The 26,249-nt window shown below is 70.2% G+C and carries 22 protein-coding genes, 1 tRNA gene and 2 pseudogenes; 8 read left to right on the top strand and 17 right to left on the bottom strand.

Features of this window, described 5'->3' with window-relative positions:
• Positions 1 to 283: 283 nt before the first annotated feature.
• The 3 genes from OG552_RS19425 to OG552_RS19415 all read right to left on the bottom strand — a co-directional run bounded on the left by OG552_RS19425 (position 284) and on the right by OG552_RS19415 (position 1,875).
• Complete coding sequence (locus OG552_RS19425) at positions 284 to 712, bottom strand: hypothetical protein (RefSeq protein WP_329134621.1); 429 nt, start codon at positions 710 to 712, stop codon at positions 284 to 286.
• 196 nt (positions 713 to 908) lie between these two features.
• A complete protein-coding gene (locus OG552_RS19420; protein WP_329134619.1) occupies positions 909 to 1,223 on the bottom strand; it encodes a hypothetical protein in 315 nt (104 codons plus the stop codon).
• Positions 1,224 to 1,686: 463 nt separating this feature from the next.
• The gene (locus tag OG552_RS19415; protein WP_329134617.1) at positions 1,687 to 1,875 is read right to left on the bottom strand and encodes a hypothetical protein; all 189 of its coding nucleotides are present in this window, start codon (positions 1,873 to 1,875) and stop codon (positions 1,687 to 1,689) included.
• A 526-nt stretch (positions 1,876 to 2,401) separates the two neighbouring features.
• On the opposite strand from OG552_RS19415, the gene OG552_RS19410 reads away from it, so the two are divergent.
• A tRNA-Ala gene (locus OG552_RS19410) sits at positions 2,402 to 2,475 on the top strand.
• Positions 2,476 to 2,544: 69 nt separating this feature from the next.
• Here OG552_RS19410 and OG552_RS19405 read toward each other — a convergent pair.
• The 3 genes and pseudogenes from OG552_RS19405 to OG552_RS19395 all read right to left on the bottom strand — a co-directional run bounded on the left by OG552_RS19405 (position 2,545) and on the right by OG552_RS19395 (position 4,758).
• Positions 2,545 to 3,087: a DUF6368 family protein gene (locus OG552_RS19405; RefSeq protein ID WP_329134615.1), complete on the bottom strand. Its 543-nt coding sequence runs from the start codon at positions 3,085 to 3,087 to the stop codon at positions 2,545 to 2,547.
• A 130-nt stretch (positions 3,088 to 3,217) separates the two neighbouring features.
• Positions 3,218 to 3,657 (bottom strand): annotated as a pseudogene (locus OG552_RS19400) (DUF4259 domain-containing protein).
• Positions 3,658 to 3,744: 87 nt separating this feature from the next.
• The gene (locus tag OG552_RS19395) at positions 3,745 to 4,758 is read right to left on the bottom strand and encodes an ISAs1 family transposase (RefSeq protein WP_329134613.1); all 1,014 of its coding nucleotides are present in this window, start codon (positions 4,756 to 4,758) and stop codon (positions 3,745 to 3,747) included.
• A 366-nt stretch (positions 4,759 to 5,124) separates the two neighbouring features.
• On the opposite strand from OG552_RS19395, the gene OG552_RS19390 reads away from it, so the two are divergent.
• Both OG552_RS19390 and OG552_RS19385 read left to right on the top strand, forming a co-directional pair.
• Complete coding sequence (locus tag OG552_RS19390) at positions 5,125 to 5,574, top strand: DUF2199 domain-containing protein (RefSeq protein ID WP_329134611.1); 450 nt, start codon at positions 5,125 to 5,127, stop codon at positions 5,572 to 5,574.
• A gap of 125 nt (positions 5,575 to 5,699) precedes the next feature.
• A complete protein-coding gene (locus OG552_RS19385) occupies positions 5,700 to 7,697 on the top strand; it encodes a PE-PGRS family protein (protein WP_329134607.1) in 1,998 nt (665 codons plus the stop codon).
• Between the two features lie 22 nt (positions 7,698 to 7,719).
• Here the strand turns inward: OG552_RS19385 and OG552_RS19380 are convergent, their stop codons facing one another.
• The gene (locus tag OG552_RS19380; protein WP_329134606.1) at positions 7,720 to 9,168 is read right to left on the bottom strand and encodes a recombinase family protein; all 1,449 of its coding nucleotides are present in this window, start codon (positions 9,166 to 9,168) and stop codon (positions 7,720 to 7,722) included.
• 23 nt (positions 9,169 to 9,191) lie between these two features.
• Here OG552_RS19380 and OG552_RS19375 point away from each other — a divergent pair.
• Positions 9,192 to 9,635 (top strand): annotated as a pseudogene (locus OG552_RS19375) (aminotransferase class I/II-fold pyridoxal phosphate-dependent enzyme); the annotation flags it as partial.
• Between the two features lie 54 nt (positions 9,636 to 9,689).
• On the opposite strand, the gene OG552_RS19370 reads toward OG552_RS19375, so the two are convergent.
• The 4 genes from OG552_RS19370 to OG552_RS19355 all read right to left on the bottom strand — a co-directional run bounded on the left by OG552_RS19370 (position 9,690) and on the right by OG552_RS19355 (position 13,095).
• The gene (locus OG552_RS19370) at positions 9,690 to 10,208 is read right to left on the bottom strand and encodes a hypothetical protein (protein ID WP_329134604.1); all 519 of its coding nucleotides are present in this window, start codon (positions 10,206 to 10,208) and stop codon (positions 9,690 to 9,692) included.
• A 35-nt stretch (positions 10,209 to 10,243) separates the two neighbouring features.
• Entirely contained in the window at positions 10,244 to 11,347 is a 1,104-nt protein-coding gene (locus tag OG552_RS19365; RefSeq protein ID WP_329134602.1) for a helix-turn-helix domain-containing protein, read from the bottom strand.
• A 149-nt stretch (positions 11,348 to 11,496) separates the two neighbouring features.
• The gene (locus tag OG552_RS19360) at positions 11,497 to 12,246 is read right to left on the bottom strand and encodes a vWA domain-containing protein (RefSeq protein ID WP_329134600.1); all 750 of its coding nucleotides are present in this window, start codon (positions 12,244 to 12,246) and stop codon (positions 11,497 to 11,499) included.
• 210 nt (positions 12,247 to 12,456) lie between these two features.
• Positions 12,457 to 13,095 (bottom strand): GNAT family N-acetyltransferase, encoded by a 639-nt coding sequence (locus tag OG552_RS19355; RefSeq protein ID WP_329134598.1) that lies wholly within the window; start codon positions 13,093 to 13,095, stop codon positions 12,457 to 12,459.
• 558 nt (positions 13,096 to 13,653) lie between these two features.
• Between OG552_RS19355 and OG552_RS19350 the strand changes: the two genes are divergently transcribed.
• Complete coding sequence (locus tag OG552_RS19350; protein WP_329134596.1) at positions 13,654 to 14,898, top strand: hypothetical protein; 1,245 nt, start codon at positions 13,654 to 13,656, stop codon at positions 14,896 to 14,898.
• 13 nt (positions 14,899 to 14,911) lie between these two features.
• Here the strand turns inward: OG552_RS19350 and OG552_RS19345 are convergent, their stop codons facing one another.
• Together OG552_RS19345 and clpB are read right to left on the bottom strand one after the other, a co-directional pair.
• Entirely contained in the window at positions 14,912 to 15,451 is a 540-nt protein-coding gene (locus OG552_RS19345) for a YbjN domain-containing protein (protein ID WP_329134594.1), read from the bottom strand.
• A 216-nt stretch (positions 15,452 to 15,667) separates the two neighbouring features.
• Complete coding sequence (clpB, locus tag OG552_RS19340; RefSeq protein ID WP_329134592.1) at positions 15,668 to 18,271, bottom strand: ATP-dependent chaperone ClpB; 2,604 nt, start codon at positions 18,269 to 18,271, stop codon at positions 15,668 to 15,670.
• A gap of 273 nt (positions 18,272 to 18,544) precedes the next feature.
• On the opposite strand from clpB, the gene OG552_RS19335 reads away from it, so the two are divergent.
• The 3 genes from OG552_RS19335 (at position 18,545) to OG552_RS19325 (ending at position 21,864) form a co-directional block, all read left to right on the top strand.
• Positions 18,545 to 19,804, top strand: coding sequence for a cytochrome P450 family protein (locus OG552_RS19335; protein WP_329134590.1), 1,260 nt, complete (start codon positions 18,545 to 18,547; stop codon positions 19,802 to 19,804).
• Between the two features lie 150 nt (positions 19,805 to 19,954).
• Entirely contained in the window at positions 19,955 to 20,362 is a 408-nt protein-coding gene (locus OG552_RS19330) for a pyridoxamine 5'-phosphate oxidase family protein (RefSeq protein ID WP_329134588.1), read from the top strand.
• A 275-nt stretch (positions 20,363 to 20,637) separates the two neighbouring features.
• Entirely contained in the window at positions 20,638 to 21,864 is a 1,227-nt protein-coding gene (locus tag OG552_RS19325; protein WP_329134586.1) for an MFS transporter, read from the top strand.
• A 94-nt stretch (positions 21,865 to 21,958) separates the two neighbouring features.
• Here OG552_RS19325 and OG552_RS19320 read toward each other — a convergent pair whose 3' ends face one another.
• From OG552_RS19320 to dnaK, 4 genes are read right to left on the bottom strand one after another with little or no spacing between them, the layout of a single operon-like run.
• The gene (locus OG552_RS19320) at positions 21,959 to 22,438 is read right to left on the bottom strand and encodes a heat shock protein transcriptional repressor HspR (RefSeq protein ID WP_329134583.1); all 480 of its coding nucleotides are present in this window, start codon (positions 22,436 to 22,438) and stop codon (positions 21,959 to 21,961) included.
• Positions 22,439 to 22,442: 4 nt separating this feature from the next.
• Positions 22,443 to 23,636 (bottom strand): molecular chaperone DnaJ, encoded by a 1,194-nt coding sequence (gene dnaJ, locus OG552_RS19315; protein ID WP_329134580.1) that lies wholly within the window; start codon positions 23,634 to 23,636, stop codon positions 22,443 to 22,445.
• A gap of 48 nt (positions 23,637 to 23,684) precedes the next feature.
• Complete coding sequence (gene grpE, locus OG552_RS19310; protein ID WP_329134578.1) at positions 23,685 to 24,341, bottom strand: nucleotide exchange factor GrpE; 657 nt, start codon at positions 24,339 to 24,341, stop codon at positions 23,685 to 23,687.
• Positions 24,338 to 26,215, bottom strand: a complete 1,878-nt coding sequence (dnaK, locus tag OG552_RS19305) for a molecular chaperone DnaK (protein ID WP_329134577.1) — start codon at positions 26,213 to 26,215, stop codon at positions 24,338 to 24,340. Before dnaK ends, grpE begins: the two co-directional genes overlap by 4 nt.
• Between the last annotated feature and the right edge of the window lie 34 nt (positions 26,216 to 26,249).

Here is a 26,249-nt window from a genome sequence, read left to right as displayed (position 1 = left end):
CAGGATGTACGGCGGGCGGAGGCGGGCTCGACCGCCGAGGTCTGGTGGGCAGGGGACGGTGGTGCGGTGATGGACATGGAGGCTCCAGTCAGGGACGGGCTGATGGCAGGGTGCCCCGAGGCATGCCGGAGGGAGGCAGGGCGGGGAGGGGGCACACGGGCGTGTCGGCTCAGGTGGGAGCGACCGGCTGACCGCTACTGGCGCGGGTCGGGGCGCGGACGTGGGCGCGCGGCGGCCTACCGTCCGCTGAGCGCGGTGGCGGCGGACGGCGCAGTGGCGGGGGTCAGGCTCTGGCGGGAAGGACTCGACCCGGGCCGGTGTTCAGGGCGGCGCGGACCCTGGCCCTGCCACGGGCGGCGATGCTCGCGCGGCCCGCCATGTCCTCGGTCTGTCCGGGCTCACGGGCGAGACCCGCGCAGGAGCGGCAGACGCCTTCGTGCGGGATCGGGCGGGCGCACGTGCCGCACTCGGACCAGCGCGGCGTGGCCGGGACGACCGGCTCTGGTGCCGGAGGGAGCTTGCGGGTGAGGCGGTCGCGCAGGATCGCAGGGGCGCTGTGGACGCGGTCGGGCAGGCCGCCGAGGAGCGCCTCGGCCAGGTCGCGGTGCCCGTAGCCGCGCTCCAGCCACGGGGCGACCAGCGGCGCCAAGGCCATGGCCTCGACGGTGCCGAGCCGCAGACGCGGCTCCGGCCGCAGCACCCGGAACAGCATGGAGACCGCTTCGCCGACAGCGGCGTCGGCCGGACCCGTCGTACCAGTCCCGTCGGGCTGGGCAGTGGGCGGCTTCCCCCGCCCGTCCTCCCCCACGGCTGACCCGGCGTCGGCGGGGCGTGACCGCTGGAAGGGAAGGGTGGGTACTTTCCCACGGTCCTTTACGGGGTGGGCGCCACGGGCATCGGCTGCCGTTTCACCGGATCCCGGACGGATGAGACCCGGACGGAGCTGCGGGGTGTCGTACACGTGACTTTCGCTGACGAAAGTGCCGTCCGGGCGGCGCACGGTAGTAACCGGCGGCGGTCAGCTCGCGCAGGGCCTTCGCCACGGTGAGGCGGCCATGGGGGCTGGTGTCGGCCATATGGCGGCCGTCCTCGCGCCAGCCGTCGGGGCGGGAGAGGAGGTCGGCGAGCAGGCCGCGGGCGGTGTAGGACAGCCGCCGGTCCTGCAGCAGCGTGTTGGGCAGGACCGTGAAGCCGCGCTCATGGCGGCTACGATGAATCTGCATGGGGAGTGCTAGCTCCTTGTGCCGGACCCCGGAGCGTTCCCGCGCTGCCGGGGTCACCTTATTGAGTTCTTCGGTGACAGAACGTACCACGCAAAGCAGGCCCAATCGCCCTGTTCGCGAAAGCAATTGATCACGCATCAGACGCTGGCGATCGGCCGGGTCCAGTTCTCGCCTACACCGGACGCAGGCGCCGGAAAGGGCCAGTGGAAGGGCGTGATCAGCAGCGCGATCATGGTGGGAGTGGATGGGAAGTCCGGAGAGCGTCGGCCGCTTGGGGCAAGGAGAGCGCGAGGGCGTGGCACGCGACGGTCGGGACGTAGGCTGGTACACAGTGCCTCCTCACTCGGGCGCCGCATCGGCTGGCAGGCCAGCGGCGCCGGTAGATCGTCTGGGCGGTCGTCCGGGAGTCCTCTCGGCCCTTGGTGCTCCAACACCAAGGGCCACTCCCGTATCCAGGCCCTGGTCAGGCTGCCTGGACGTAGGTCGTGCTGGAGAGCAGGTCAGCAAGCCGGGCGGCGCTGCGCGGGCTGATCGTCGTGACGAAGCCGGCGCAGACACGTTGCAGCGCGGCCTCCCGTGCCTCGTCTGTAATCGGACGGCAGTCGGAAGCAGTGGGCTGGATCGCGGCAGGCCGCGGCTGGGGTTCGGGCATAGGTGTGTCCTCGGAACGGCACGAAGCTGGCAGGCCGTGTGCCGTGGGGGCGAGCGGGCGGGCGGTCGTCATGCGCTCCGGCGGGTGGCGCTCCAACACCACCGGGCCGGGCAGCCGTCGGCTGGAGGTCTGGCGAACTCCGTGCGGCGGATGACAACAAGGATCCGCAGAAAACACGTTTTGCCTGACGGTACTTTCCGGGCTATACGGCGGACCGGCACGCCGCGTTCCGTGAGTCCACCGTCTTTCCCATCGATCTCACGCTCCCTGGCTTGCCATCGGACAGCGTCGTTCAGCACGTGAAACCCAGGTCCGGCTCGCGCACCGGAGCTGACAGTGCCACGCCACCGTGGACTGGGTGAGGCCGCGAGACCGTGATAGAAGCCGACGGCCCAGCCCTGACGGGCTTCGTTCACGTTCGGTGGCTCAGGTCAGCTTCAGCGAACTGGCCGCAAGCGATCCGCCCCGCGCTCGAATAAATCCGAAGCGGCGGAGGGCGGGTGGTTCGTATGATCACGAGCGGGATGGGGCTCGTAGCGCAGGGGTTGTCGCGCCTTCACCGCATGTGGGAGGACGCCGGTTCGAATCCGGTCGGCCCCATCCCTCTCCTGCGTGGGGTCGGCCTCTTTCCGATTGCCGCACCGGGATCCAGGCAGCGCTCGTTCCCGGCTACTTCAGGAGTCGGAAGCCAGGCTGCTGTACCCAAGCCCTGAGGAAATCGGCTGAGCCGTACGCGGCAAGCCACGGATCGATCACCGTCGTGACGATGCCCGGAAGGCCGGCCACGACGGGTACCTGGTCCTCCCGTAGTTCGACGTTGGCGATGCCGCCGATCAAGTCCATGACGGCGGCGGTCAGCAGAGCCGTCACGACGTGGTCGACCGGGCTGTTGCAGAACGCGACGATGTCGACAGCGTGGGTCGGGACGAAGCCGATAAGGGGTTCCTGATCGACCTCGTCGGCATGCTCGGCCTCGAAGAGAGCCTCGTCGCCGACGCCGGGCCTCATGAGGGAGACCAGGACGGGGCGTCGTCCGTCTTCGTCCCAGGTGTCCGTGACACCGAGGCTCTCCGCGTTGATGTGCACGTCGTACTCGCCGAGCCGCGTCTCCTCGCAACGCACCGACGAGCGGAGCAGGAACTCGCGGACCCGCAGGATTGCCGCGCGCGAGGAGGCCTCAGCCAATGCGATCATCAACACGGGTCCGCTCATGGCTCGGAGCGTAGCCAGGGGGGATCACCATCCACAGTGGATTTCTCAGCATGCACGCTTCTCAAAACCCGAGCCAGAGCGCGAGTCGATCGTGGCTCACCTTCCGTGATCCGTGGCTGTGCTTCACCGGTCAGATCCCGAAGAGCGCCTCTTCTTGCGGCGGGACCGGGGGGTCGAGGACATCACGGAGGCGGGTGATGTCCTGGCGCCATTTCCGCCCATCCGCAACGTCGTCCCACAGTTCGGCGACTTCCGACGACTCAGCCACCACCTGGTCCAGGGCTTCGACAGCGAGCGTCCGGAGGTCCGCCGGGAACTCCGGCAGCGGCTCCGACGGACCGTAGTTCGAACACGCGGGCTGGCCGCCAGGGTGCTGCGCGACGACCAAGGCTGCCGCGGCAACGGCTCGCATGGCGTCAGGGGTCTCCAGAAAATCGTGGCATCGGCGGCGCGTTTGAGGACTCTGCGGATCATGGGCTCTCGCTCTTCCAGGGCTGCCTCGTCCAGGTCGCCGGCGAAGTCAGCGGCGGTGTCGTTGTCGAAGGGGCCTATGTCCCAGGGCTCCGGCAAAGTCGTTGATCACGCTGCCAGGAGCAGGTTGATGGGGCGGTCGGTGTTGCGGGCGTGATGGCGTAGGGCGGCGGCGATGTTCTGGTGTCAGTCCAGGCGGAGCAGGGTGATCACGGTGTTGCACAGGGCGGCCATGATGCGGGGTGCGTTGCCGGTTCGGATCTGGGAGCGGTCTTCGTCGAAGGTGACGTCGCGGACCCAGTGCAGGCGGTTCTCGATCTCCCAGTGCGACTGCACCCATGCGGCCAGGATGGCGGGCGGTGCGTCATGGGCGTCGGCGCTGGTGATCAGGTAGACGATCTCGACGGTCCGTCGGCCTTTCCGGGTGACGGTGCGCCGCAGCTGGGCGACCTGCCTGGCCCCGCCGAACTCGACCCATGCCGGCACGTCAACGACCTTGATCGTGCGGGTGACGCGGCGTCCATGTCCTCGATCCGTCCTCGTGACGGCGGGCATCGAGGCCCAGGGAAGCGCCTTGAGCTGCGCGTACAGCGACTTCTGATTGGCCTTCACGGTCATGACGTAGTCACCACCGGACCCGGTCACCAGGTCCGCCGTGTCGTGCTGGGTGTGCAACGCGTCCATCGTGACGACCGTGCCGTCCAAGTCGAGGAGTTGAAGCAGCTGACGGGCGGCAGGGATCTCGTTGCTCTTCTCACTCACCGCGACCTGGCCCAGCACCGCCCCGGACCCGTGCGCGAGGGCCGCGACCAGGTGCGGGGCTGAGGAACCGCCGCCGCGCGCACCCCGGACGGTCTTGCCATCGACAGCAATCACCCTGCCGCCCGCGACGAGTGCGGTCCTGGCCAGGGCCCAGGCGCCCAGCACCACATCGAGACGGTCCGCATCGAGGCGGGCGAACAGGCGCCGCAGCGTCGATTCGTCCACGCCTCCGCCTTGCAGCCCCAGCCGTTCCAACGCGGCGCCCCCGGCGTCCCGGGCCCATTCCCCGATCGCGGTGAATCCCCGGGCTCCGGCTACCACCGCACACACCGCGACCGCGATGAGAGCGCCCACCCGATGACGCACCCCGCGCCGCCGACGCGGATCAGGTAACCCGGCGAGCAGCTGGACCAGGAGCTCATGTTCCGGGACGGGCATGCGAACGGGCGCAGGGATGAGGGACGATGACATGGCGCGGGCGTGATCCCCTGGTCGGACGTGAAGGCGTAGGAACCTCCATCCAACCGGACCGGAACACGTCCGCGTACCTCTTCCACCCACAAAACCCCACGTCACAGGACTACAGAACGACTTTGCCGAGGCCCTGGCCTATGTCCCAGATGCCCATGTGATCTCCTCGCGTAGCATTCCGGGAATCCTCGCAGTGGCCACCGACAGCTGAGCCCGGGCGGTGCCAGCGCCGTACGGCGGCCCCCGGAGCTGGGCGGTCGCTAGGCTCCCGCCATGTCTGACGATCTCGGCTTCACATGCTCACGCTGCGGCGACCACCATGCAGAGCCCCCCATGGGCTACTCGACCCTGGCTCCCGACGTCTGGGAGCCCCGCTTCGAGAATGACCCGGACAGCATGCTGTCGTCCGACCAGTGCGTGATCAGGGGCCAGCACTTCTTCATCAGGGGCCTGATCGAGATACCCGTGATCGGCAGCGAGGACGTCTTCTCATGGGGCGTATGGGTCTCCCTGAGCAAGGACAACTTCGCCCGCGCCCTCAAGGTCTGGAACACGGAGGGCCGCGAGGCCGAGAAGCCCTACTTCGGCTGGCTCAGCACCGAGCTCGCGCTCTACACCGAGAGCACGACGGACTTGAAGACCAACGCCCATACGCGACCGGTCGGCGCGCGTCCCTTCATAGAACTGGAGCCCACCGACCACCCCCTCGCCGTCGAACAGCGCACCGGAATCACGCATGACCGCGTGCGCGAGATCGCCACGGCTGTGCTGCATCCGGCGTGACCGCTTATTTGCAGGCCCGAGCGTGCCCCGGCCCCGCACCACCTGACCCACGCTGCGGTGCAATGGAGTCTGCTCCCCACCAGTAGTTGGGAAAGCAGAGAGCCGCTTCGGGCAGGATGGGCGGCATGGCGGGTGGGAAAGACGAGCTCATGGGGCTGTTGCAGCGTGCGGGGCTGGAAGTCGTAGGGGGCCGGCAGATCGAGGAGGTACTGCCGCCCCGAGCAGCTTGGCGACCGGTCATCTCGGGCAGCGCCAAACCGACCGTGGCCGTGCGGGACGACCTGCCCGACCTGATCGCCGAGCTCAACGCACAGTGGCACCGGCTGGCGGCCGACAGCGGGGTCATGGGCGAGGACGGCGTATTCCTCATCGATGTCGCCGGCCGCTGGACAGGAAGTGCCCCCAGGCGCTGGACACGGGTGCGGCTCACTGGTCAGTGGGACCTCGCCGGAGTCCTCGGTGAGCGGCCCGGACAGCCGGAGTTCGTCACCCTCTCGACGGACGGCAGCGTCCTGATCGGGGTTACCACCGAAGAGGACGAGATCTGGTTCACCCTGCTGGACCACATCGCAGAGCGGCAGGAGGCAGCCGCTCGGGCGGCAGCCCAGGAAACCCCTCAGGAACGGGAAACTGCTTGGGCAGGGCTGCTTCAAGGACCGAAGCCCTCAACGAGACTGCGCGAGAAGTGGGCGCACGGGCTGGCCCTCAACCTGGCCACACCCGATGACCTCCGCGCCCGCCTCCTGGGCCTGTCGCACTACCTCCTGTGGCGCCCCCTGCCGACGGCGGTCGTCGAGGCGGCCATGGCCCACCCGGAGTGGAAGCTGCGGCAGCTGCTGGCCGAGGCCCAGCCGAACATCACCGCTGAACAGTGGGGCCGCCTGATCCTGGGAGAACAGGAATCCCGGCACCGGTGGATCCTCACCATGCTCGCGGCGGACCGGCATGCCGAACTCAGCGGCTCCGCGTACGAGCAGCTCGCTACGGACCCTTCCGCGCGGGTCCGCGAAGAGACCGCTCGCCTTCCCGGCCTGCCCGTACGGATACTCACCGCCCTGGCCGCCGACGTCGACCCGTCCGTGCGAGCCTCGGCCTGCCGGAGGGCTTGGCCTCATCTGGACACTCCGGCCCGGCACGCGCTGCTGAACGATTCCTCCGGCAAGGTCCGCGTTGAAGCGCTGCTCCAATACCACCAGGAGCACCCGATGCCTCGGTCGGTCTTTGAGACCACGGAATTCACCGACCGCGCGCTGGGCGCATGCCGTCTGGAGCACGGCCTCGCCGAACACCTGGCCCACCACGGCAATCCGGCTCAGCGTCGCTCCCTAGCGGGCAATCCGCACCTGGAACCGGACCTAGTCAGCCTCCTTTCCCATGATCCCGACGCGAGCGTTCGGTCCGTGGTGGCCGTACGCTCCGACCTCACCGAGGAACAGCGGGCTTCCATTCCAATCGACTTCGACTCGCGCGGCCACCACTACCCGCTCGACTGGGTCATGGCACTTCACCAGGATCCCGACGCCATGCGCCGTTTGGCCGCCTCTACCCACCCCCTCGTCCGCAGGAGCGTCGCCCGGGCACAGCACCTCCCGTCGGACGTCGTCGAACGCCTTGCCGGCGACGAAGACCGTGTCGTCCAGCTCTTTCTCGCGGAATCTTGCGACGACGCGCCCGCGGACATGCTGCTCAGGGTGTGGCAGTGGTGGACCGGCAGCCTCAGCACCCCCGACCGCCCCCACGGTCATCCGAACTTCCCCCGCCGCGACCTGCTCCGTCACGCCGACGACGCGAACCCACGGATGCGCCAACTCGCCTTGGACGACCCGGAGTCGACAGCCGTTCTGGTCGAACGGTTCAGCCGGGACAGTGATGAGGAAGTTCGACACCGAGCCGCCACCGACCCTCGGCTGACACCCGAATCGGCGGTGCGCCTGCTTGACGACCCGCACGAACGCGTACGCCACGCGGCCGCCCAGCACCCCAGCCTGCCCGCACAGGTGCTGATCCGGCTGCTGCGGGACACCGACACCGCACAGACGGCAGCCCGGCACCCAGCATTGCCCACCACCGTCATGGAGCAGATGCTCCAGTGGGTCCAGCCCAGCGCCGCAGCGGGGCCATGAGCCAGCTGCGTGCAACTGTCCACTACAGCGGGTTCTGCTCGATGCTGATCCGGTCCCAGTCCATGTAGCGGCCGAGCTTCTTCGGTTCGGCGATGACAACACCGGAGAACAGGAACCTCAGCACGGCGTTGCGACGCTCGTCCGTCATCTCCTCGGCGTCCCAGGCGGCCCGTGCGCCCGTGCCGGTGAGTCCGTCGAGGAGCACCATCGGCCGGACGACGACCTTGCGTTGGGCCTTGGCGATACGGTCAGTGATCTCCTTGCGCATCTTCCGGTACTCCGCCGTGGACAGCTCCTTCGCCGTCCACATGTCGTTCAGCTCGGCGAGCTGGCGCTGGTCGTCCTCCACCTCCTCGGCCACACCCTCGGAGAGGTTGCTGCTGGCAAGCCGACCGTCCACCCGAAGCTCGCCAAGCAGCTTGACGGCGGCGTCGCTGACGAAGTCCTCCAGCGTCGGGGCCACGATCGCCCGGGAGCACTTCTTCTCGTCGTTCCGCCCTCGACGATTGCACTGATACGCAGGGCCCGCCGTCTTGACCGTGCCGGACATCAACGTCCCACAGCGCCCGCACATGACCAGGCCGCGTAGGAGGTAGTACCACTGCCGGGGCCTGCTGAGCGCCTCCTTGTGGGCCGCCGACCGGAACTCGCGCCGAGCCCTCACTTCCGCCCACACTCCTGCGTCGATGATCGCGGGCCAGGTCCCGGGACCGACCTCCTCGCCCTGGTGCATGCGGATGCCGGCGACGTGCCGGGAGTCGAGAAGGCCACGAATGCTCCCGGCGGTCCAGGCCTTGCCACCGGCCGTGGGGATGCCCCGGCGATGGAGGTCCTTCGCGAGCGGGGCCGCGCCCTCGCCCTTCAGGTAGCGGTCGAACACCTCCCGGACGATCTCCGCCTCCTCCTCGACGATCGTCATGCCGCCCTTGGCGTAGCCGAACCGCCGGACACCGCCCTGCGGCTTGCCCTCCCGAGCGCGGTCCTGCATCGCGGACTTCAACCGGCGCGAGGTGTCGTCCGAGGACCGGCAGGCGTGCGCGACCTCGATCCGGAGAATGAACCGGTCGTCGGGGTCGGAGAGGTCCCGCCGGTTCGCCTCTCCGTGGAGAGTGATCGCGTGGTCGTCGGAGACCTGGAGCAGCTCCTCCAGGTCGCGGGGCTGCCGCATGAGCCGGTCGGGGTGGTAGGCGATGATGTGCCGGAAGCCGCGGTCACGGGCGTCTTCGAGCAAGCGGTCCCAGCCGGGGCGCTTCCGCTTGCGGCTCCAGGCGGAGCGGCTGTTGTCCACGAAGACGTGGGCCGGGTTGATCACCAGCCCCCTGCGCTCGGCAATCTCCCGGCAGATCCGCTCCTGGCGGTCGACGCCGGTCTGGTCGTCGTCGTCCGCCTGGGATATGCGGCAGTAGACCGCCGACGGCTCACCGGCGACGTCGTGGCTGGTGGTGCCCCTGGCGGGCCTGGTGCGCGACATGCGAATGAGTGTATGAAAACGGAGTGGCCTGGGTGACGGCGTCCGCTCCCTTGGTCGCCGCCGTCCGCACCGCCAAGCAGTTCCTCACGTACGTCAGCGCCGGCCCCTTCCAGTACGCCGTCGCCGAGGCCCTGGCCCTCCCCGACACGTACTTCACCGGCTTCCGCGACGGCCTCCAAGCCAAACGCGACCTGCTGGCCACCGGCCTGCGAGACGCCGGCTTCCACGTCTTCGAGCCACAGGGCACGTACTTCATCACCACCGACATCGCCACCCTCGCCCCCGGCGTCGACGCCCTCACCTTCTGCCGCACCCTCCCCGAAAAATGCGGCGTCGTCGCCGTCCCCAACTCCGTCTTCTACGACCACCCCACCGCCGGCCGCACCCAAGTCCGCTTCACCTTCTGCAAAAAACCCGATATCCTCCAGGACGCCGCCGAACGCCTCCGCAAAGCCTTCAACAACTGAGCATTCAGCAGAAGAGACAACTCATCCGGGGCTTCCACGAACTGACCACCCTCATCACAGGAGACCCTTCAGTTTGGCCCAGTTGATGAACTGTCCTCGAGCGCACGGATATCTGGCACCCGAATCGATCATCGCGTCGACCAGGGCTGCAGCAACGTACGGGGTGGTATAACCCGAAGAGACAGACTCGGCCACGACCCGTAGAGAGCCCCAGACATCGAGCCCTTCCCTGCGGCCGATACGGCGAGCGTCGCCGTCATCAATAACGGCTTTTCCGCCATGTATCTCGGCCCAGGCTAAAACCGTGGCCTCGCCGTGATTCGACTTGGCTCCGGAGACCCGACTCATCCATGCGACCAGAGCTTCGAGTTCGGCCAGGTCGTCCACGTGGACGACCTCCAGCCATTCCATGTCGGCCAGCGACAGCCGGTAACTGTTGATCTCACTGATGACGGCCTGGGTGGTGACGTTCCGGCGCGCACAGCCCTGCCCGTTCTGAGCGATGTCGCCCAGAATCTCGATCTTGCCGGCCTTGATGGCATGAAAGACAGGAGACGTGTCCCAGACGAGCACCGGAGGAGACGATGTCGCCGACTGAGAGGCAGACGTCACGGCAGACTCTCCTCCAGATTCCGACCGGGGAGCTCGCTCTCCGTTAGGGCGCCATAAAGAAGTTCGACCGCCCGAGGCGCCGTGACAGCACCTTGAGACCAGGCGGACAGAGTCGCCTGCCGCCATTGCGTCCCGGTCACGCCAATTTCCAGGTCAGGAATCGGCTGGCTTCCGTGGGCCGCCAAGAAATCACCACGTACCGGCGCATCCGCCTTGTAGCGTCTGGCCTCGTCCGGATCAATCAAATGCAAGTGGCGCGCCCGGCGAACGACAGCGCTCCAAGAAATCCGGTACGAGGCAGACAAGTCGATCATCGTCGCCCGAGGCGTGCCGGCGGACTCCTGACTTCTCCAGAATGCACGCATGTCGGCCGCAGGCAGCAGGAACTCTTCAACAAACTGGTCGATCAGACGTTCACGCTCATCGCGCCCGGCCGCTACGCCGGCATCACTGTGATACTCGTCCTGCATCAAGTGATGCCCAAGCTCGTGGACTGCGGTCCAACGGCGCCTGCCCGGCTGCGCACGGCCGCTGATCACAGCCACTCCGTAACCCTGAAGCAACAGCGACGCGCCTTCGGCTTCTTCGTCCACTGCGGTCAGATACAGGCCCATCCGCTCAAGGACATCGGCCATTGCCCCCAGAGGTCCGGAGGGGCAGCCCGCCGCCCTTCGAGCAGCAGTGGCCAGAGCAACGGGATCGATGGTGTCCGCTGTGCGCTGCACGGTGAGATCAGGCACCGGAGGGGAGAGGAAGCCATGGTCAACCAGCCATTGGGCGCGGCGAGCATGCTCCTCAAGCCGCGCATCCAGGCGGTACCGGTCACGCGATGCCTCGTCCGGGGTCTCCTCCAGTGCGCTCCGGCGAGAGACGAGTGTTTGCGGAGGACGCGACACGAGGTGAGCCAGCGGTACGCCCAAGGCTTCAGCCAGGCGAAAGAGCTCAAGAGCTGTGATGCGTCGGTCCCCGGCCTCTATACGCACGATCGCGGTGCGATCGAGGTCTATCCGCGTTGCGAGGTCGCCTTGACTCAAACCCGCGGCCAGGCGCGCTTCAGCGATGCGCTCGCCGACCTCGGCCCAGCTCTTCGCAGCATCCATGTGTGTGATTTTTGCACACCTGGGGATGAGAGAGCCAACGCCCGGCCGGTCACTGGTGCCGTCGCGCCGCAACGGCTGCCGGGCCGCCTCGACCTCGCCGTCGAGCCGGGTGAACGCGGCGGGGGCACCTTCTTTGACGGCCCCCCGGCTCAGTTCTTGAGGACGCCCGCGTCGCGGGCTGCGGTGAGCCACTGGGGGAACTCGTTGAGGAGCTGGTCGTAGAGGTCCGGGTCGGAGATGGCGGTGGGGGTGGTGCCGGCCGCGAAGAAGCCGGCGTTGTCGACGACGCGGGTGTGGGGGACGGGAAGGTCGTCGAGTTTGTGGAGGAAGCGGAACTCGTCGTCGCCGAAGCCGACGAACTGCCAGAAGATGGGGAGCCTCGCGGCCGTGCACAGGACGTGCTCCGCGGCCGTCTTGGAGGTCGGGGAACCGTCGGTCTGGAAGACGACGAAGGCCGGGTCGGTGGCGCCGGAGGCGGCGTAGTGGTCGATGACCGCCTGCATGGCGACGTGGTAGTTGGTACGGCCCATGTGGCCCATGGACTCGTGCAGCGGGTTGATGCGGTTGCGGTACGCGTCGAGGCTGATCTCGGCGGTGCCGTCGATACCGGTGGAGAAGAAGACGACCGGGACCACGCCGTCGTCGTCGAGGTTGGCGGCCAGGGCGAGTGTCTGTTCCGCGAGGTGCTGTACGGAGCCGTCGCGGTAGTACGGGCGCATGCTGCCGGAGCGGTCCAGCACCAGGTAGACGGCGGCCCGCCGGCCGCTGACCCGGTGTTTGGCCAGCGAGACCGCGGCCGTCTTGTAGAGGTTGACGAGGCCGGGAGCACGGTCGGCGACCTTCTCCAGGCTGATGGCGGCGGCGGGCGCCTTGGGACGCTTGCGGTAGTCGATGGCCATGCGCCGTGATTGTCCTCCGGCGGGGCCCCGGCGTCCGGACTTTGCCCAAGCCGGTCCTCCCGGAGGGCACCTGGCGCTCCGGGCCGCCGCCGGGGTCTGTCTCCCGGTGTGCCGGGCCCGCCGGCAGGGCGCCCGGCGTTCCGGCTGCCGCCCGCCCGAGCGGGCGAACCGCCGGGAATCCTGCGGCCGGGGATCAGGGGCGGGGTGGGATCAGGCGCGGGGTGGGGTCAGGGGCGGGCGGGGGTCGGTGGCGAGGCGGCCGTGGACGTGGGAGTCGTGGCGGATGCCCTCCGGGTCGAGGAAGGACTCACGCGTCGTGCCCTCGGTGCGGAAGCCCGCGGCGGTGGCGACGTGGCAGGACGCCTCGTTGGTGAGCGAGTGGTCGAGGCTGATGCGGTGGAGGCCGAGACCGCCCTGCGCGGTCGGGGCGAACGCCCATGCGGCGACCGCGTTCAGCGCCCGGGCAGCCACCCGGCGGCCCCTGGCGGCCGGGGTCACCCAGTACGCCGCCACCGCCTGGCCGGGCGTCCGGTTGACGTCGCGCAGGCTCACGTAGCCGAGCAGGTCGCCCCCGGCCAGGTCGGTGATCCCGAAGGGCGCGGTGCCGATGGACCAGCCGGAGACGCGCGGCAGCAGCCAGATCCGGGCCCGTTCGTCGGGCGGCGCCGCGTTGACACCGAGGCCGGCGGCCCAGCGGAGTATCCCCGGGTCCGTCATCGCCTCTGTTACCGCCGCCTTGTCGCTCTCGCGCAACGGCCGCAGATGGAGGTCCCCGTCGACGTCGAGGGTGAGCGGGCGGAGGGCGGAGGTCTGCGCCGGAAAGCCCAGCGCACGCGGTGCGGAAGCCATGGCCAGAGCCTATGACGGGGACGCGGGCGCCCGCCCCCGACTTTCGGCGCCCCACCTGAGACCCCCGCCGTCACGAAGGACCTCCGCCGCCTTGGCCCATGCGGTCCCGAAGGACCCCCGCCCATCTCGGCCCCGCCACCTCGAAGGCCCATGCGGTCCCGAAGGACCCCCGCCCATCTCGGCCCCGCCACCTCGAAGGCCCATGCGGTCCCGAAGGACCCCGCCACCCCGGTCACGTCACCTCGGCCCGCGCCACCCCGAAGGACCCCGCCGTCCCGAAGCTCCCCGCCACCCCGGCCCGCGCCGTCCCGAAGCCCCCCGGCACCTCGAAGCCCCCGCCGTCACGAAGAACACCCTCCACCTCAACCCGCGCCACCCCCGAAGGCCCCACCACCCCGACCTCCACCCCCCACCCCCCAAACCCCATCCGAGCGACCCCCTCGCGTGTCTCCCCGCCCCACCACCCCCCACCCCCGATAGTCGTTTTGTCCGATCACAAAACGATATGCACCCACCCCCCTCACCCACCCCTCCCCCACCCCCTCAAGGAGCCCCCGCTTGTCCACCGCAGGCCCGGTCGCCGACCCCCGCACAGAACCGGCGCCCGGCCCTGCCCTCACCCCGCCCCGCCGCGGCCCGCGCCCCCTGCCGCCGCCCGCCCTCACCGCCGCCGCCCGCCGCGCGCTCCCCGCCCTGATCGTCTTCACCGCCGCCCGGCTGGCCGGCCTCGTCGTCGTCACCCTGTGGGCCCGGCACCGCGGCGAGCACCCCCGTAACCTCCTCGGGCTGGGCTGGGACGGCCTCTGGTACCACCGGATCGCCGACTGGGGCTACGGCACCTTCATCCCCAGCTGGGAAGCCCCCGGCATGCGCTACAGCGACCTGGCCTTCTTCCCGCTGTACCCGATGACCGTGCGGGCGGTGAACACCGTGCTGCCGGTCGGCTCGGTCGCCTGCGCCCTGCTGGTGGCCTGGGTCAGCGCGGCCCTGGCCGCCTGGGGGATCTTCGCGGTCGTCGACCACTGCTACGGGCGCCGCCTCGCCACCGCCCTGGTACTGATCTGGGGTCTGCTGCCGCACGCGGTCGTGCTGTCGATGGCGTACACCGAGCCGATGATGTGCGCGCTGGCCGCCTGGGCGCTCTACGCCACGGTCACCCGCCGCTGGCTCACCGCCGGCCTGCTGAGCGTCCTGGCGGGCCTGTGCCGGCCGAACGCCGCCGCCGTCGCGGCAGCCGTCGCCGCGGCCGTGCTCGCCGACGCCTGGCACCGTAAACGCGGGGGACTGCGGCAGCAGCCGCGCGCCTGGCTCGCCGCGGTGATCGCACCGCTCGGCTGGTTCGGCTATGTCGGCTGGGTCGGCGTGCGGACCGAGGGCGGGACGCACGGACTCCTGCACGGCTACTTCGAGGTGCAGCGGCGCTGGGGTTCGACGTACGACTTCGGGCTGTACGCGATGCGGTACGTCAAGCACCTGGTGCTCTTCCCCGACACGCTCGGCGCCTACGTCGCCACCGCGCTGTCCGCGGCGGCGGTGGTCCTGCTGGTGCTGGCGCTGCTGGACCGGATGCCGCTGCCGCTCTTCGTCTACTCGGCGGTCCTGGTGGCCATCGCGCTGGGCGGCGCCAATTTCTACTCCTGCAAGCCGCGCTTCCTGCTGCCGGCCTTCCCGCTGCTGGTGCCGTGCGCGGCGGCGCTGGTCAGGGCCCGGCCGCGCGCCGCCGCCGTGGCGGTGGTCGCGCTGGCCGGGACCTCACTCGGCTACGGGGCCTATCTGCTGACCGTCGTCACCGTGCCGCTGTAGGGCGGCCCGCGGTTCAGTCCTCCGCGGGCCCGTCGCCCTCGCCCTCGGCGCTGTCCGCGTCCTTCTCCAGGCCGAGCGTCTCGCCGACCCACTTGTCGAACTCGATCGACGCGCGCACCCAGCTCACCGTGCTGGAGACGAAGTGCTCCAGGCTGACGCCCATGCCGATCACGGTCTGGGCCTCGCCGATCAGCCGGACGCTGCCGTCGTCGTGGGTGTGCGTGTACACCTTCGGCCACAGGGTGCGACGGTTCCAGTCGTCGATCACCTCGTGCAGGTGCGGCTTGTCGTCGACGCTGTACTGACGCTCGTAGAACGTCCGCACCGCGAAGACCGCCTGGTCGCCCTCACCGCGGAACATGAAGTAGGTGCGGAACTCCTCCCAGGGCGCCGCCAGGTCGCCCTCCTCGTCGACGAGGTACTTCAGCTCCATCTGCTCCAGGAGCTGCTTGACCAGCTCCTGGTCCGGGATGACCACGCTGGGGGCGGCTCCGGGCTGCTCGGGGTCCGGCTGGCCCCCGAAATCAGGAATCGAGGACGGATCGATGCTCACCGTGAAGTCCCTTCGTGACGTTTCCCTTGCCATCCTCCCCCATCCGCACCCACAAGTGACAACCCCCGCCGATACGCGCTGGGCGTATCGGCGGGGGTCGGCGGTCCCGCGGCGGGATCCCGGCGGCATGTCCCGGTCCTGGACCAAGGCACGCACCGGTCCTGGACCAAGGCACGGACCGGGCACGGACCAGGCGTCGGCCGGCGGCCGGCGGCGCTACTTCGTGAGGTCCGGACCGGTGGAGGGCCCCACGATCAGGCCGTCGGCGGCCCGGTCCACCCGTACGGTCTGGCCGTCGACGATCTCGCCGGACAGGATCGCCCGGGCCAGCGGATCGCCGATCGCGGTCTGGATCAGGCGGCGCAGCGGGCGGGCGCCGTACGCCGGATCGTTGCCTTCGGCGGCCAGCCAGTCGAGCGCCGGGTCGGTGATCTCCAGGGTGAGCCGGCGGTCACGCAGCCGGGTCGCCAGCCGGTCGGTCTGCAGCCGGGCGATCCGGCGAAGCTCGTCCCGGTCGAGGGCCGAGAAGACCACGATGTCGTCCAGCCGGTTCAGGAACTCCGGCTTGAAGGACGCCCGGACCGTCTCCAGCACCTGCTGCTTCTTCTGCTCCGCGCCGATCGTCGGGTCCACCAGGTACTGGCTGCCGAGGTTGGAGGTGAGGATCAGGATCACATTGCGGAAGTCGACGGTACGGCCCTGGCCGTCGGTCAGGCGGCCGTCGTCCAGCACCTGGAGCAGTACGTCGAAGACCTCGGGGTGCGCCTTCTCCACCTCGTCGAGCAGCACGACGCTGTACGGGCGGCGGCGTACCGCCTCGGTGAGCTGGCCGCCCTCCTCGTAGCCGACGTATCCGGGCGGGGCGCCGACCAGCCGGGCCACCGAGTGCTTCTCGCCGTACTCGCTCATGTCGATGCGGACCATCGCCCGCTCGTCGTCGAAGAGGAAGTCGGCGAGCGCCTTGGCCAGCTCGGTCTTGCCGACGCCGGTCGGGCCGAGGAAGAGGAACGAGCCGGTGGGGCGGTCCGGGTCGGCGATGCCGGAGCGGGAGCGGCGGACCGCGTCGGAGACGGAGCGGACGGCCTCGGTCTGGCCGATCAGCCGCTTGCCCAGCTCCTCCTCCATCCGCAGCAGCTTCTGCGTCTCGCCCTCCAGCAGCCGGCCCGCCGGGATACCGGTCCAGGCGGCGACCACGTCGGCCACGTCGTCCGGGCCGACCTCCTCCTTGACCATGGTCTCCTTGGAGGCTTCCTGCTCCTCGCGGGTGGCCTCCTCCAGCTCCGCCTCCAGCTTCGGCTTCTCGGCGTAGAGCAGCTTGGAGGCGGACTCGAAGTCGCCGTCGCGCTGGGCGCGCTCGATCCGGGTCACGACGTCGTCGAGGCGCTCCTTGAGCTCACCGACCCGGTTCAGGCCCTGCTTCTCCTTCTCCCAGCGGGCGTTGAGGCCGCGCAGCTCCTCCTCGCGGTCGGCGAGGTCCTTGCGCAGCTTCTCCAGCCGCTGGACGGAGCCGGGGTCGGTCTCGCTCTTGAGCGCCATCTCCTCCATCCGCAGCCGGTCCACCGCGCGCTGCAGCTCGTCGATCTCGACCGGCGAGGAGTCGATCTCCATCCGCAGCCGGGACGCGGCCTCGTCCACCAGGTCGATGGCCTTGTCCGGCAGGAAGCGGGAGGTGATGTAACGGTCGGAGAGAGTGGCCGCGGCGACCAGCGCCGAGTCCGCGATCTGCACCTTGTGGTGGGCCTCGTAACGGCCCTTGAGGCCGCGCAGGATCGCCACCGTGTCCTCGACGCTCGGCTCGGCGACCAGCACCTGCTGGAAGCGCCGCTCCAGCGCCGGGTCCTTCTCGATCCGCTCGCGGTACTCGTCCAGCGTGGTGGCGCCGACCATCCGCAGCTCGCCGCGGGCCAGCATCGGCTTGAGCATGTTGCCCGCGTCCATCGCGGAGTCGCCGCCGGCGCCCGCGCCGACCACGGTGTGCAGCTCGTCGATGAAGGTGATGATCTGGCCGTCGCTGTCCTTGATCTCGCCGAGTACGGCCTTCAGCCGCTCCTCGAACTCGCCGCGGTACTTCGCGCCGGCCACCATCGCGCCGAGGTCGAGCGAGACCAGCCGCTTGTTGCGCAGCGACTCGGGCACGTCCCCCTTGACGATCCGCTGGGCCAGGCCCTCCACCACGGCGGTCTTGCCGACGCCGGGTTCGCCGATCAGCACCGGGTTGTTCTTGGTGCGGCGGGAGAGCACCTGGACCACCCGGCGGATCTCCTGGTCACGGCCGATCACCGGGTCGAGCTTGCCCTCCCGGGCGGCCGCGGTGAAGTCGGTGCCGTACTTCTCCAGCGCCTTGTACGTGCCTTCCGGGTCCTGGCTGGTCACGCGCTGCCCTCCCCTGGCGGTCTCGAACGCCGACAGCAGCGCCTTGGCCTTGGCGCCCTGTCCGGCCAGCAGCTCCGCGGCCGGGCCGCCCTTGACGGCGATCCCGATCAGCAGGTGCTCGGTGGAAATGTATGCGTCCCCGAGCTCCTTGGCGCGCTGCGCGGCGTCGGCGATGACCGCGAGCAGGTCGCGGTTGGCCTGCGGCGGCGCGACGGTGGAGCCCTGCACCTTGGGCAGCGTCTCCACCAGGCGCCCGGCGCCGGTGCGGACTTCCTGCGGGTCCGCGCCGACGGCGGTCAGCAGGTCCAGGACGTTCTCGTTCTCCGTGCCGCTCAACAGGGCGAGCAGCAGGTGCGCGGGCGTCAGGTCCGGGTTTCCCTCGGCGACGGCCCGGGTGTTGGCAGCGTTCAGTGCTTCCCGGCTCTTGTTGGTCAGCTCGGCGTCCACGGGCGTGGTGTCCTCCCTCGTACGGTTCCTGCCATCATCAGCATGCAGTAAGTTGAGTCTATTCCACTCAAGGCTGGTTCGGGTGCGATTCCGGCCCCCGGGCACGGCGGTGGCGCCGCCCGGCGGGCTCAGGGTCCCGTGACCGGTGTCGGATTTTGTGTGATCGTTGAAGAAATCCTCGCCCCGGTGCAAGAATGCGGCCACAACTCCGCGGGAGATCAACGGAGTTCCGCGCGCCCGTACCTCCGTACGTCCCCGCTCGTGAGGATTCCCATGACCTCTGCGCACACCATGGACCCGTCCGGCGCAGCCGTCCACGCGGACGCCGACGCGCTGCGCGAGGCGGCGGCCGCCTGCCCGGTGATGCTGCCCGACGGCGTACCGGGCATGGTCGTCTCCCGCTACCAGGAGCTGCGGGACTTCCTCGCCGACCCCAAAGTCGCCAAGAACGCCCGGCACTTCGCCGCCTATCAGGAGGGCCGGATCCCGGCCCAGTGGCAGCTCAACGCCTTCGCCCTGGTCGAGGGCATGACCACAGCCGACGGCGACGACCACCGGCGGCTGCGCGGCCTCGCCACCAAGGCGTTCACCCCGCGCCGGGTCGCCACCATGCGCCCCTGGATCGCCAGACTCGCCGGGGAACTGCTGGCCGCCCTGCCGGGACACACCGACGTGGACGGCGTGGTCGACCTGCGCGAGCACTTCGCGTACCCGCTGCCGATGGGCGTGATCAGCGAACTCCTCGGTGTCGGCCTCGACCACCGCGACGAACTCCACGCCCTGACCCACACCCTGGTGAGCACCTCCAGTACGGCCGCGGACGCGATGGCGGCGCAGGCCAGGATCCACGACGTGCTCGCCCAGGTCGTCGCCGACCGCAGGGCGGCGCCCGGCGAGGACCTCACCAGCGCGCTGATAGCGGCCCGCGACGACACCCTGGACGGGGGCGCGGAACGGCTCGACGACGCCGAACTGACCGGCACCCTGCTGCTGATGATCGTCGCCGGGCACGAGACCACCCTCAACCTGATCACCAACGCGATCCGCGCCCTGTGCGCCCATCCGGAGCAACTCGCCCTGGTGCTGGCCGGCGAGGTCTCCTGGGACGCGGTCGTCGAGGAGACCCTGCGCTGGGACAGCCCGGTCGCCAACTTCCCGTTCCGCTACCCCACCACCGACATCGAGGTGGACGGCGTCACCGTCCCGCGCGGCACCCCGGTGCTGGCCGGGTACGTCGCCGCCGGCCGTGATCCGCGCGAGTACGGTCCGGACGCCGACCGCTTCGACATCACCCGCCCGGCGAGCCGCCACCTCTCCTTCGGCCACGGCGCCCACTACTGCCTGGGCGCCCCGCTGGCCCGGCTCGAAGCGGTGATCGCGCTGCGCGAGCTGTACACGGCCAACCCGGGCCTCACCCTCACCGTCCCGGACGCCGAACTGCCGCCGCTGCCGGGCTTCATCGGCAACAGCGTCGCGGCGCTGCCGGTACGGCTGGGGCTGCCCGTACGGCAGCGGCGGCGCCGGCGCCCTTAAGAGCGGCAGGGGCGCCGGGGGTGCCGGGCGCCCGTTGCCGGGATGCTCGGGGTGCCGGGCGCCGCGCAGCACCGGCCTGCTGGCTGTACCGGCACGCCCGGCCGTACCGGCGCCCCGAGGCCCGGGGCGCCGGCGGTTACCGTCGTCCTCATGGCACCTGTTGATCCGCGCGCCCCCGAAGACGGCTACCTCGCCTTCTGGCGCGAGCACCACCTCTGCACGCTCACCACCCCGCGCCTCGACGGCACCCCGCACGTCGTCCCGGTCGGCGTCACCTACGACCCCGAGGCCGGGCTCGCCCGCGTCATCACCAACCGGGCAAGCGCCAAGGCCGCGCACGTCCGCGCGGCCGGTCCCACCGGCACGCCGGTCGCCGTCTGCCAGGTCGACCGCCGCCGCTGGGCCACCCTCGAAGGGCTCGCCACGGTCTGCGAGGACCCGGCCCGCGTCGCCGACGCCGTCAGCCGGTACGCCGACCGCTACGGCCGCACCCCCGCGCCCAACCCCGACCGCGTCGTCATCGAGATCGCCCTGACCCGGGCAATGGGCAACGCCTGACACAGCGTCTGCGCAGCGTCCGCACGGTGTTCGTTCGGCGTCCGTTCGGCGTCCGCGGTGTCCATGGAGGCGTGTGGCGTACGTCATGTCCCGGATTCCGGCGAAACGGGAATGCGGGGGCGACCGCGCCTCTTTCAGCTACCGGGACCGGTACGCCGGTCCCTGGTTTCGCGTGCGCTGAGCGATGGGGCTCCGCGCGGACCCGGACGGGGGAGGGCGGGATCCGTGCCCTGATGCCCCCGGAACGCCGCTGCTCACCCGGAGGTCTCCCCGCCATGCCCTTGGCCCTGCTCGCCCTGGCGATCGTCGCGTTCGGCATCGGGACGACCGAGTTCGTCACGATGGGTCTGCTGCCGCAGATCGCCGACGGCGTCGGTGTGTCCGTCCCGCACGCCGGCAACCTGGTGTCCGCCTACGCCCTCGGGGTCGTCGTCGGCGCCCCGCTGCTCACCGGAATCGGCGCGCGGATCGCCCACAAGCGGATGCTCCTGCTGCTGGCCGGCCTCTTCGTCATCGGGAACACCGCCTCGGCGCTCGCCCCCAACTTCGGCACGCTCTTCGCCGCCCGGGTCCTCGCCGGGCTGCCGCACGGCGCGCTCTTCGGGGTCGGCGCGGTGGTCGCCTCCCGGCTGGTGGCGCCGGAACGGGCCGCCCGTGCGGTGTCGATGATGTTCCTGGGACTGACCGTCGCCAACATCGTCGGTGTCCCGGCCGGCACGGCGCTCGGCCAGCACTTCGGATGGCGGTTCGCCTACTTCGCGGTGGGCGTGATCGGTCTGATCGCGCTGGCCGCCCTGGCGCTGCTGATCCCGCTGCAGCCGCGCGGCCAGGCGGCGGGCATCCGGCACGAGTTGCGGGCGATGGCCAACCGGCAGGTCGGCATCGGCCTGGCCACCGCCGTGGTCGGCTTCGGCGGCACCTTCGCCGTCTACAGCTACCTGGTGCCGATGCTCACCCATCTCACGGGCATGGCCGAGGGCTCCACGACCCTTGTGCTCGCCCTCTACGGCGTCGGCATGACGGCCGGCACCCTGGTGGCGGGGCCGCTCACCGACCGGGCGCTGCGCCCGACGCTCTACGGCGGCCTGGTCATCATGGCGGCCACGCTCTTCGCCTTCTACTACGGCGTGCATCTGCTCGCGACCGCGCTGATCTGCGTCTTCCTCATCGGCGCGGTGGGCGCGCTGATCACCACTCCGGTGCAGATGCTGCTGATGGCCAAGGCCGAGCAGGCGCCGACCATGGCCGCCGCCTCCAACCACTCGGCGTTCAACCTCGCCAACGCGGGCGGCGCCTGGCTCGGCGGCCTGGTCATCTCGGCCGGCTGGGGCTGGGCCTCGCCCTCCCTCGTCGGCGCCGCCCTGGCCGTCGCGGGCCTGGGCCTGGCCCTGGTCGGCGGGGCGCTCGACCGGGGCACGACGGAGCCGTCGCCGGTGGTCGCGGAGAGCGCGGCGGGCGCCACCGCCCACGCGGCCCCTGCCCCGCTCCCCGAAAGCTCCTAGGACACGGCCCCAAGAGCCCCACGGCCCCAACACGGCATCGGCCCGCACCCCCTCAAGGGGTGCGGGCCGATGCCGTGCTCAGCAGGCCGGCCGGTCAGCCGTCGCGCTTGGGGCGCCAGACCACCAGCGCGCTGGTGTGCTGGACGTCCTGATAGGGGACCAGGTCGCGGCGGTAGGAGGCGTGGACCGCCGCCTCCCGCTGCTGGATGACGGCCGCGGCGCCCTCGACCGCGGCGGTGAGCTCGGCGACCCGCGCCTGCAGCGCGGTCACCTGGTTCTCCAGCTCGATGATCCGCTTGATGCCGGCCAGGTTGATGCCCTCGTCCTGCGACAGCCGCTGCACCTCGCGCAGCTGCTCGATGTCGCGGGCCGAGTAACGCCGGCCGCGCCCCGCCGTACGGTCGGGCGAGACCAGGCCGAGGCGGTCGTACTGGCGGAGCGTCTGCGGGTGCAGCCCCGACAGCTGGGCCGCGACCGAGATGACGTAGACCGCCGACTCCTCGGTGAGCTGGTAAGGATTGCGTCCCCGGGGGCTTGCCGGGCCCCCACCACCCATACGGCCGTCGATGCTCATCGCGTCACGCTCCCTTTGCGGCCTTGAACAGCTCCGCCCGCGGATCGGCGTCCGCGGTGGCTTCCCGATAGGACTCCAGTGCGTCGAGCGCCTTGCCCTCGGTCTTCTCCGGCACCGCCACCTCGACGGTGACCAGCAGATCGCCGTGCGAACCGTCCTTGCGCAGCGCGCCCTTGCCACGGGCCCGCAGCGTACGGCCGTTGGGGGTGCCCGGGGGCAGCTTGAGGGTGACCGGCGGCCCACCGAGGGTGGGCACCTTGATCTCCCCGCCGAGCGCTGCCTCGACGAAGCTGACCGGCACGGTCACCGTGAGGTTCGCGTCCTTGCGGCCGAACACCGGGTGCCGCCCGACGTGCACCACGACGTACAGATCGCCGGCCGGGCCGCCGCGCTCGCCCGGCGCGCCCTTGCCGCGCAGCCGGATCCGCTGCCCGTCGGTGACCCCCGCGGGGATACGGACCTGCATGGTGCGCGAGCTCTTCGCCCGCCCGCTGCCGTGGCAGACCTCGCAGGGGTTCTCCGCGATCAGGCCGCGGCCCTTGCAGTCCACGCACGGGTCGGTGAGGGAGAAGCCGCCACCGCCGCCGCGCGAGACCTGTCCGGTGCCGACGCAGGTCGGGCAGACCCTGGGGGTGCCGTTCTTGTCGCCGGTGCCGGAACACGCCTTGCAGGCGGCCTGCGAGGACATCCGCAGCGGGACCGTGGCCCCGTCCACCGCCTCGGTGAAGCTCAGCGTCACCTCGGACTCGATGTCCTGACCGCGCCGCGGCTGCACCCGGGTGGTGCCCCCGCGGTTGAACAGGCCGCCGAACACGTCGCCGAGGCCGCCGCCGAAGCCGCCGCCCTGACCGCCGGTGCCCGTACCGCCGGGGCCCTGGGCGCCCCCGAAGAGGTCGCCCAGGTCGAAGTTGAAGCCACCGGGGCCGCCCGCGCCCGGCCCCGGACGGAACCCGCCGTTGCCGAAGAGCGCGCGGCCCTCGTCGTACTCCTTGCGCCGCTTGGCGTCGGAGAGCACGTCGTTCGCCTCGGAGATCTCCTTGAAGCGCTCCTCGGCCTTCGCGTCGCCCTTGTTGGCGTCCGGGTGGAACTCGCGGGCGAGCTTCCGGTACGCCTTCTTGATCTCCGCGTCGGTGGCGTCCTTCGGGACGCCGAGGACCTTGTACAGGTCCTTCTCCAACAGGTCCCTACTGATGCTCATCCCCGACGACCCTCCTCTCCGTTACCACCGTGTCCTGCTGTCACTGCGTCAGCCCTCGTCCGGGCCACCGGGCTCGTCCGTGTCGGGCTTGGTCTCCTCCACCGACTCCTCCTTGCCGTGGGCACCCGGCTGCGGTTCGGCGACCGCGACCCTGGCGGGCCGCAGATTGCGCTCCCCGATGCGGTACCCGGGCTGGAGGATCTGCACGCATGTCGTCTGTGTGACATCCGGCGAGTAGCTGTGCATCAGCGCCTCGTGCACCAGCGGGTCGAAGGGCTCGCCCTCCTTGCCGAACTGCTGCAGCCCCAGCTTGGCGGCGACCGTCTCCAGCGACTCGGCGACCGACTTGAAGCCGCCCACCAGTTCGCCGTGCTCCCGGGCCCGGCCGATGTCGTCGAGCACCGGAAGCAGCCCGGTGAGCAGGTTGGCGACCGCGACCTCCTTGACGGCGGCACGGTCCCGGTCCACCCGGCGGCGGTAGTTCTGGTACTCGGCCTGCAGGCGCTGCAGGTCCGCGGTGCGCTCATTGAGCGCGGTGCGCACCTGGTCGAGCTGTGCCCGCAGGGCCGTCACTTCCCTGTCGTCCCCGCCGGGGGCCGCCGGGCCCGCCTCACCGGTGTCCCCGGTGTCCTTGGCGGTTGCGGGCTTCTCGGCGGCCTCGGAAGGGACGTCGGGCTCCTCGAAGCCCTTCGGCTCCTCCGTCACGCGGCACCGTCCCTCTTGTTGTTCTCGTCGTCGACGATCTCGGCGTCCACCACGTCGTCATCGGCCGGCGCGGACTGCTCGCCGTTCGGCGCGCCCGCACCCGCGCCCGCCGCGCCGCCCTCGGCCTGCGCGTTGGCGTACAGCGCCTGGCCGAGCTTCTGGCTGACGGCCGCGACCCGCTCGGTGGCCTCGCGGATCGCCGCGGTGTTGCCGTCGTCCGAGGACTCGTTCTTCAGCTTCTCCTTGAGGTCCGCGATCGCGGTCTCGACCTCGCTCTGGACGTCCTCGGGGAGCTTGTCCTTGTTGTCCGCGATGAACTTCTCGGTCTGGTAGACGAGCTGCTCACCCTGGTTGCGGGTCTCGGCGGCCTCGCGGCGCTTGTGGTCCTCGTCCGCGTACTGCTCGGCCTCCTGGCGCATCCGGTCGACCTCGTCCTTGGGCAGCGAGGAGCCGCCGGTGACGGTCATCCGCTGCTCCTTGCCGGTGCCCAGGTCCTTCGCGCCGACGTGCATGATGCCGTTCGCGTCGATGTCGAAGGTGACCTCGATCTGGGGCATCCCGCGGGGGGCCGGCGGCAGACCGGTGAGCTCGAACATCCCGAGCTTCTTGTTGTACGCGGCGATCTCGCGCTCGCCCTGGTAGACCTGGATCTGGACCGACGGCTGGTTGTCCTCGGCCGTGGTGAAGATCTCGGAGCGCTTGGTCGGGATCGTGGTGTTGCGCTCGATCAGCTTGGTCATGATGCCGCCCTTGGTCTCGATACCGAGGGACAGCGGGGTGACGTCGAGCAGCAGGACGTCCTTGACCTCGCCCTTGAGCACACCGGCCTGCAGGGACGCGCCGATGGCGACGACCTCGTCCGGGTTGACGCCCTTGTTGGCGTCCTTGCCGCCGGTCAGCTCGCGCACCAGCTCGGCGACGGCGGGCATCCGGGTGGAGCCGCCGACCAGGACCACGTGGTCGATCTCGGACAGCTGGATGCCGGCGTCCTTGATGACGTTGTGGAACGGGGTCTTGCAGCGCTCCAGCAGGTCGGAGGTCAGCTGCTGGAACTGTGCCCGGGTGAGCTTCTCGTCCAGGTGCAGCGGGCCTTCGGCCGACGCGGTGATGTAGGGCAGGTTGATCGAGGTCTCGGTGGACGAGGACAGCTCGATCTTCGCCTTCTCCGCGGCCTCGCGCAGCCGCTGCAGCGCCATCTTGTCGCGGCCCAGGTCGACACCGTGGCCGGACTGGAACTGCTTGACCAGGTAGTCGACGACGCGCTGGTCCCAGTCGTCACCACCGAGGTGGTTGTCACCGTTGGTGGCCTTGACCTCGACCACGCCGTCGCCGATCTCCAGCAGCGACACGTCGAAGGTGCCACCGCCGAGGTCGAAGACCAGGATGGTCTGGTCGTCCTTGTCCAGGCCGTACGCCAGCGCCGCGGCAGTCGGCTCGTTGACGATGCGCAGGACGTTCAGACCGGCGATCTCACCGGCCTCCTTCGTCGCCTGGCGCTCGGAGTCGTTGAAGTACGCGGGGACGGTGATCACCGCGTCGGTGACCTTCTCGCCCAGGTACGACTCCGCGTCCCGCTTCAGCTTCTGCAGGATGAACGCGGAGATCTGCTGCGGGTTGAAGTCCTTGCCGTCGAGGTTGATCCGCCAGTCGGTGCCCATGTGGCGCTTGACCGAGCGGATGGTCCTGTCGACGTTGGTCACAGCCTGGCGCTTGGCCACCTCGCCGACGAGCACCTCGCCGTTCTTGGCGAAGGCGACGACGGACGGCGTGGTCCTGGCGCCCTCTGCGTTGGTGATGACGGTGGGCTCGCCGCCTTCGAGAACGCTGACGACGGAATTAGTCGTGCCCAGGTCGATGCCGACCGCACGTGCCATGGTGAATCCTCCAGCAGACAGCTGAGTTGAGTGG

This window comes from Streptomyces sp. NBC_01476 (assembly GCF_036227265.1).
Classification (GTDB): domain Bacteria; phylum Actinomycetota; class Actinomycetes; order Streptomycetales; family Streptomycetaceae; genus Actinacidiphila.
The sequence above is the reverse complement of the archived record's forward strand: the minus strand, read 5'-3'. Positions and strand labels throughout refer to the sequence as shown.

What these genes read in the sequence shown, in the direction of transcription:
- OG552_RS19425 (WP_329134621.1), bottom strand. Translation starts at nt 712, where the DNA reads ATGCTGTTCCGGGTGCTGCGGCCGGAGCCGCGTCTGCGGCTCGGCACC.
- OG552_RS19420 (WP_329134619.1), bottom strand. Translation starts at nt 1,223, where the DNA reads ATGCAGATTCATCGTAGCCGCCATGAGCGCGGCTTCACGGTCCTGCCC.
- OG552_RS19415 (WP_329134617.1), bottom strand. Translation starts at nt 1,875, where the DNA reads ATGCCCGAACCCCAGCCGCGGCCTGCCGCGATCCAGCCCACTGCTTCC.
- OG552_RS19405 (WP_329134615.1), bottom strand. Translation starts at nt 3,087, where the DNA reads ATGAGCGGACCCGTGTTGATGATCGCATTGGCTGAGGCCTCCTCGCGC.
- OG552_RS19395 (WP_329134613.1), bottom strand. Translation starts at nt 4,758, where the DNA reads ATGCCCGTCCCGGAACATGAGCTCCTGGTCCAGCTGCTCGCCGGGTTA.
- OG552_RS19390 (WP_329134611.1), top strand. Translation starts at nt 5,125, where the DNA reads ATGGGCTACTCGACCCTGGCTCCCGACGTCTGGGAGCCCCGCTTCGAG.
- OG552_RS19385 (WP_329134607.1), top strand. Translation starts at nt 5,700, where the DNA reads ATGGCGGGTGGGAAAGACGAGCTCATGGGGCTGTTGCAGCGTGCGGGG.
- OG552_RS19380 (WP_329134606.1), bottom strand. Translation starts at nt 9,168, where the DNA reads ATGTCGCGCACCAGGCCCGCCAGGGGCACCACCAGCCACGACGTCGCC.
- OG552_RS19365 (WP_329134602.1), bottom strand. Translation starts at nt 11,347, where the DNA reads ATGGATGCTGCGAAGAGCTGGGCCGAGGTCGGCGAGCGCATCGCTGAA.
- OG552_RS19360 (WP_329134600.1), bottom strand. Translation starts at nt 12,246, where the DNA reads ATGGCCATCGACTACCGCAAGCGTCCCAAGGCGCCCGCCGCCGCCATC.
- OG552_RS19355 (WP_329134598.1), bottom strand. Translation starts at nt 13,095, where the DNA reads ATGGCTTCCGCACCGCGTGCGCTGGGCTTTCCGGCGCAGACCTCCGCC.
- OG552_RS19335 (WP_329134590.1), top strand. Translation starts at nt 18,545, where the DNA reads ATGACCTCTGCGCACACCATGGACCCGTCCGGCGCAGCCGTCCACGCG.
- OG552_RS19330 (WP_329134588.1), top strand. Translation starts at nt 19,955, where the DNA reads ATGGCACCTGTTGATCCGCGCGCCCCCGAAGACGGCTACCTCGCCTTC.
- OG552_RS19325 (WP_329134586.1), top strand. Translation starts at nt 20,638, where the DNA reads ATGCCCTTGGCCCTGCTCGCCCTGGCGATCGTCGCGTTCGGCATCGGG.
- OG552_RS19320 (WP_329134583.1), bottom strand. Translation starts at nt 22,438, where the DNA reads ATGAGCATCGACGGCCGTATGGGTGGTGGGGGCCCGGCAAGCCCCCGG.
- dnaJ (WP_329134580.1), bottom strand. Translation starts at nt 23,636, where the DNA reads ATGAGCATCAGTAGGGACCTGTTGGAGAAGGACCTGTACAAGGTCCTC.
- dnaK (WP_329134577.1), bottom strand. Translation starts at nt 26,215, where the DNA reads ATGGCACGTGCGGTCGGCATCGACCTGGGCACGACTAATTCCGTCGTC.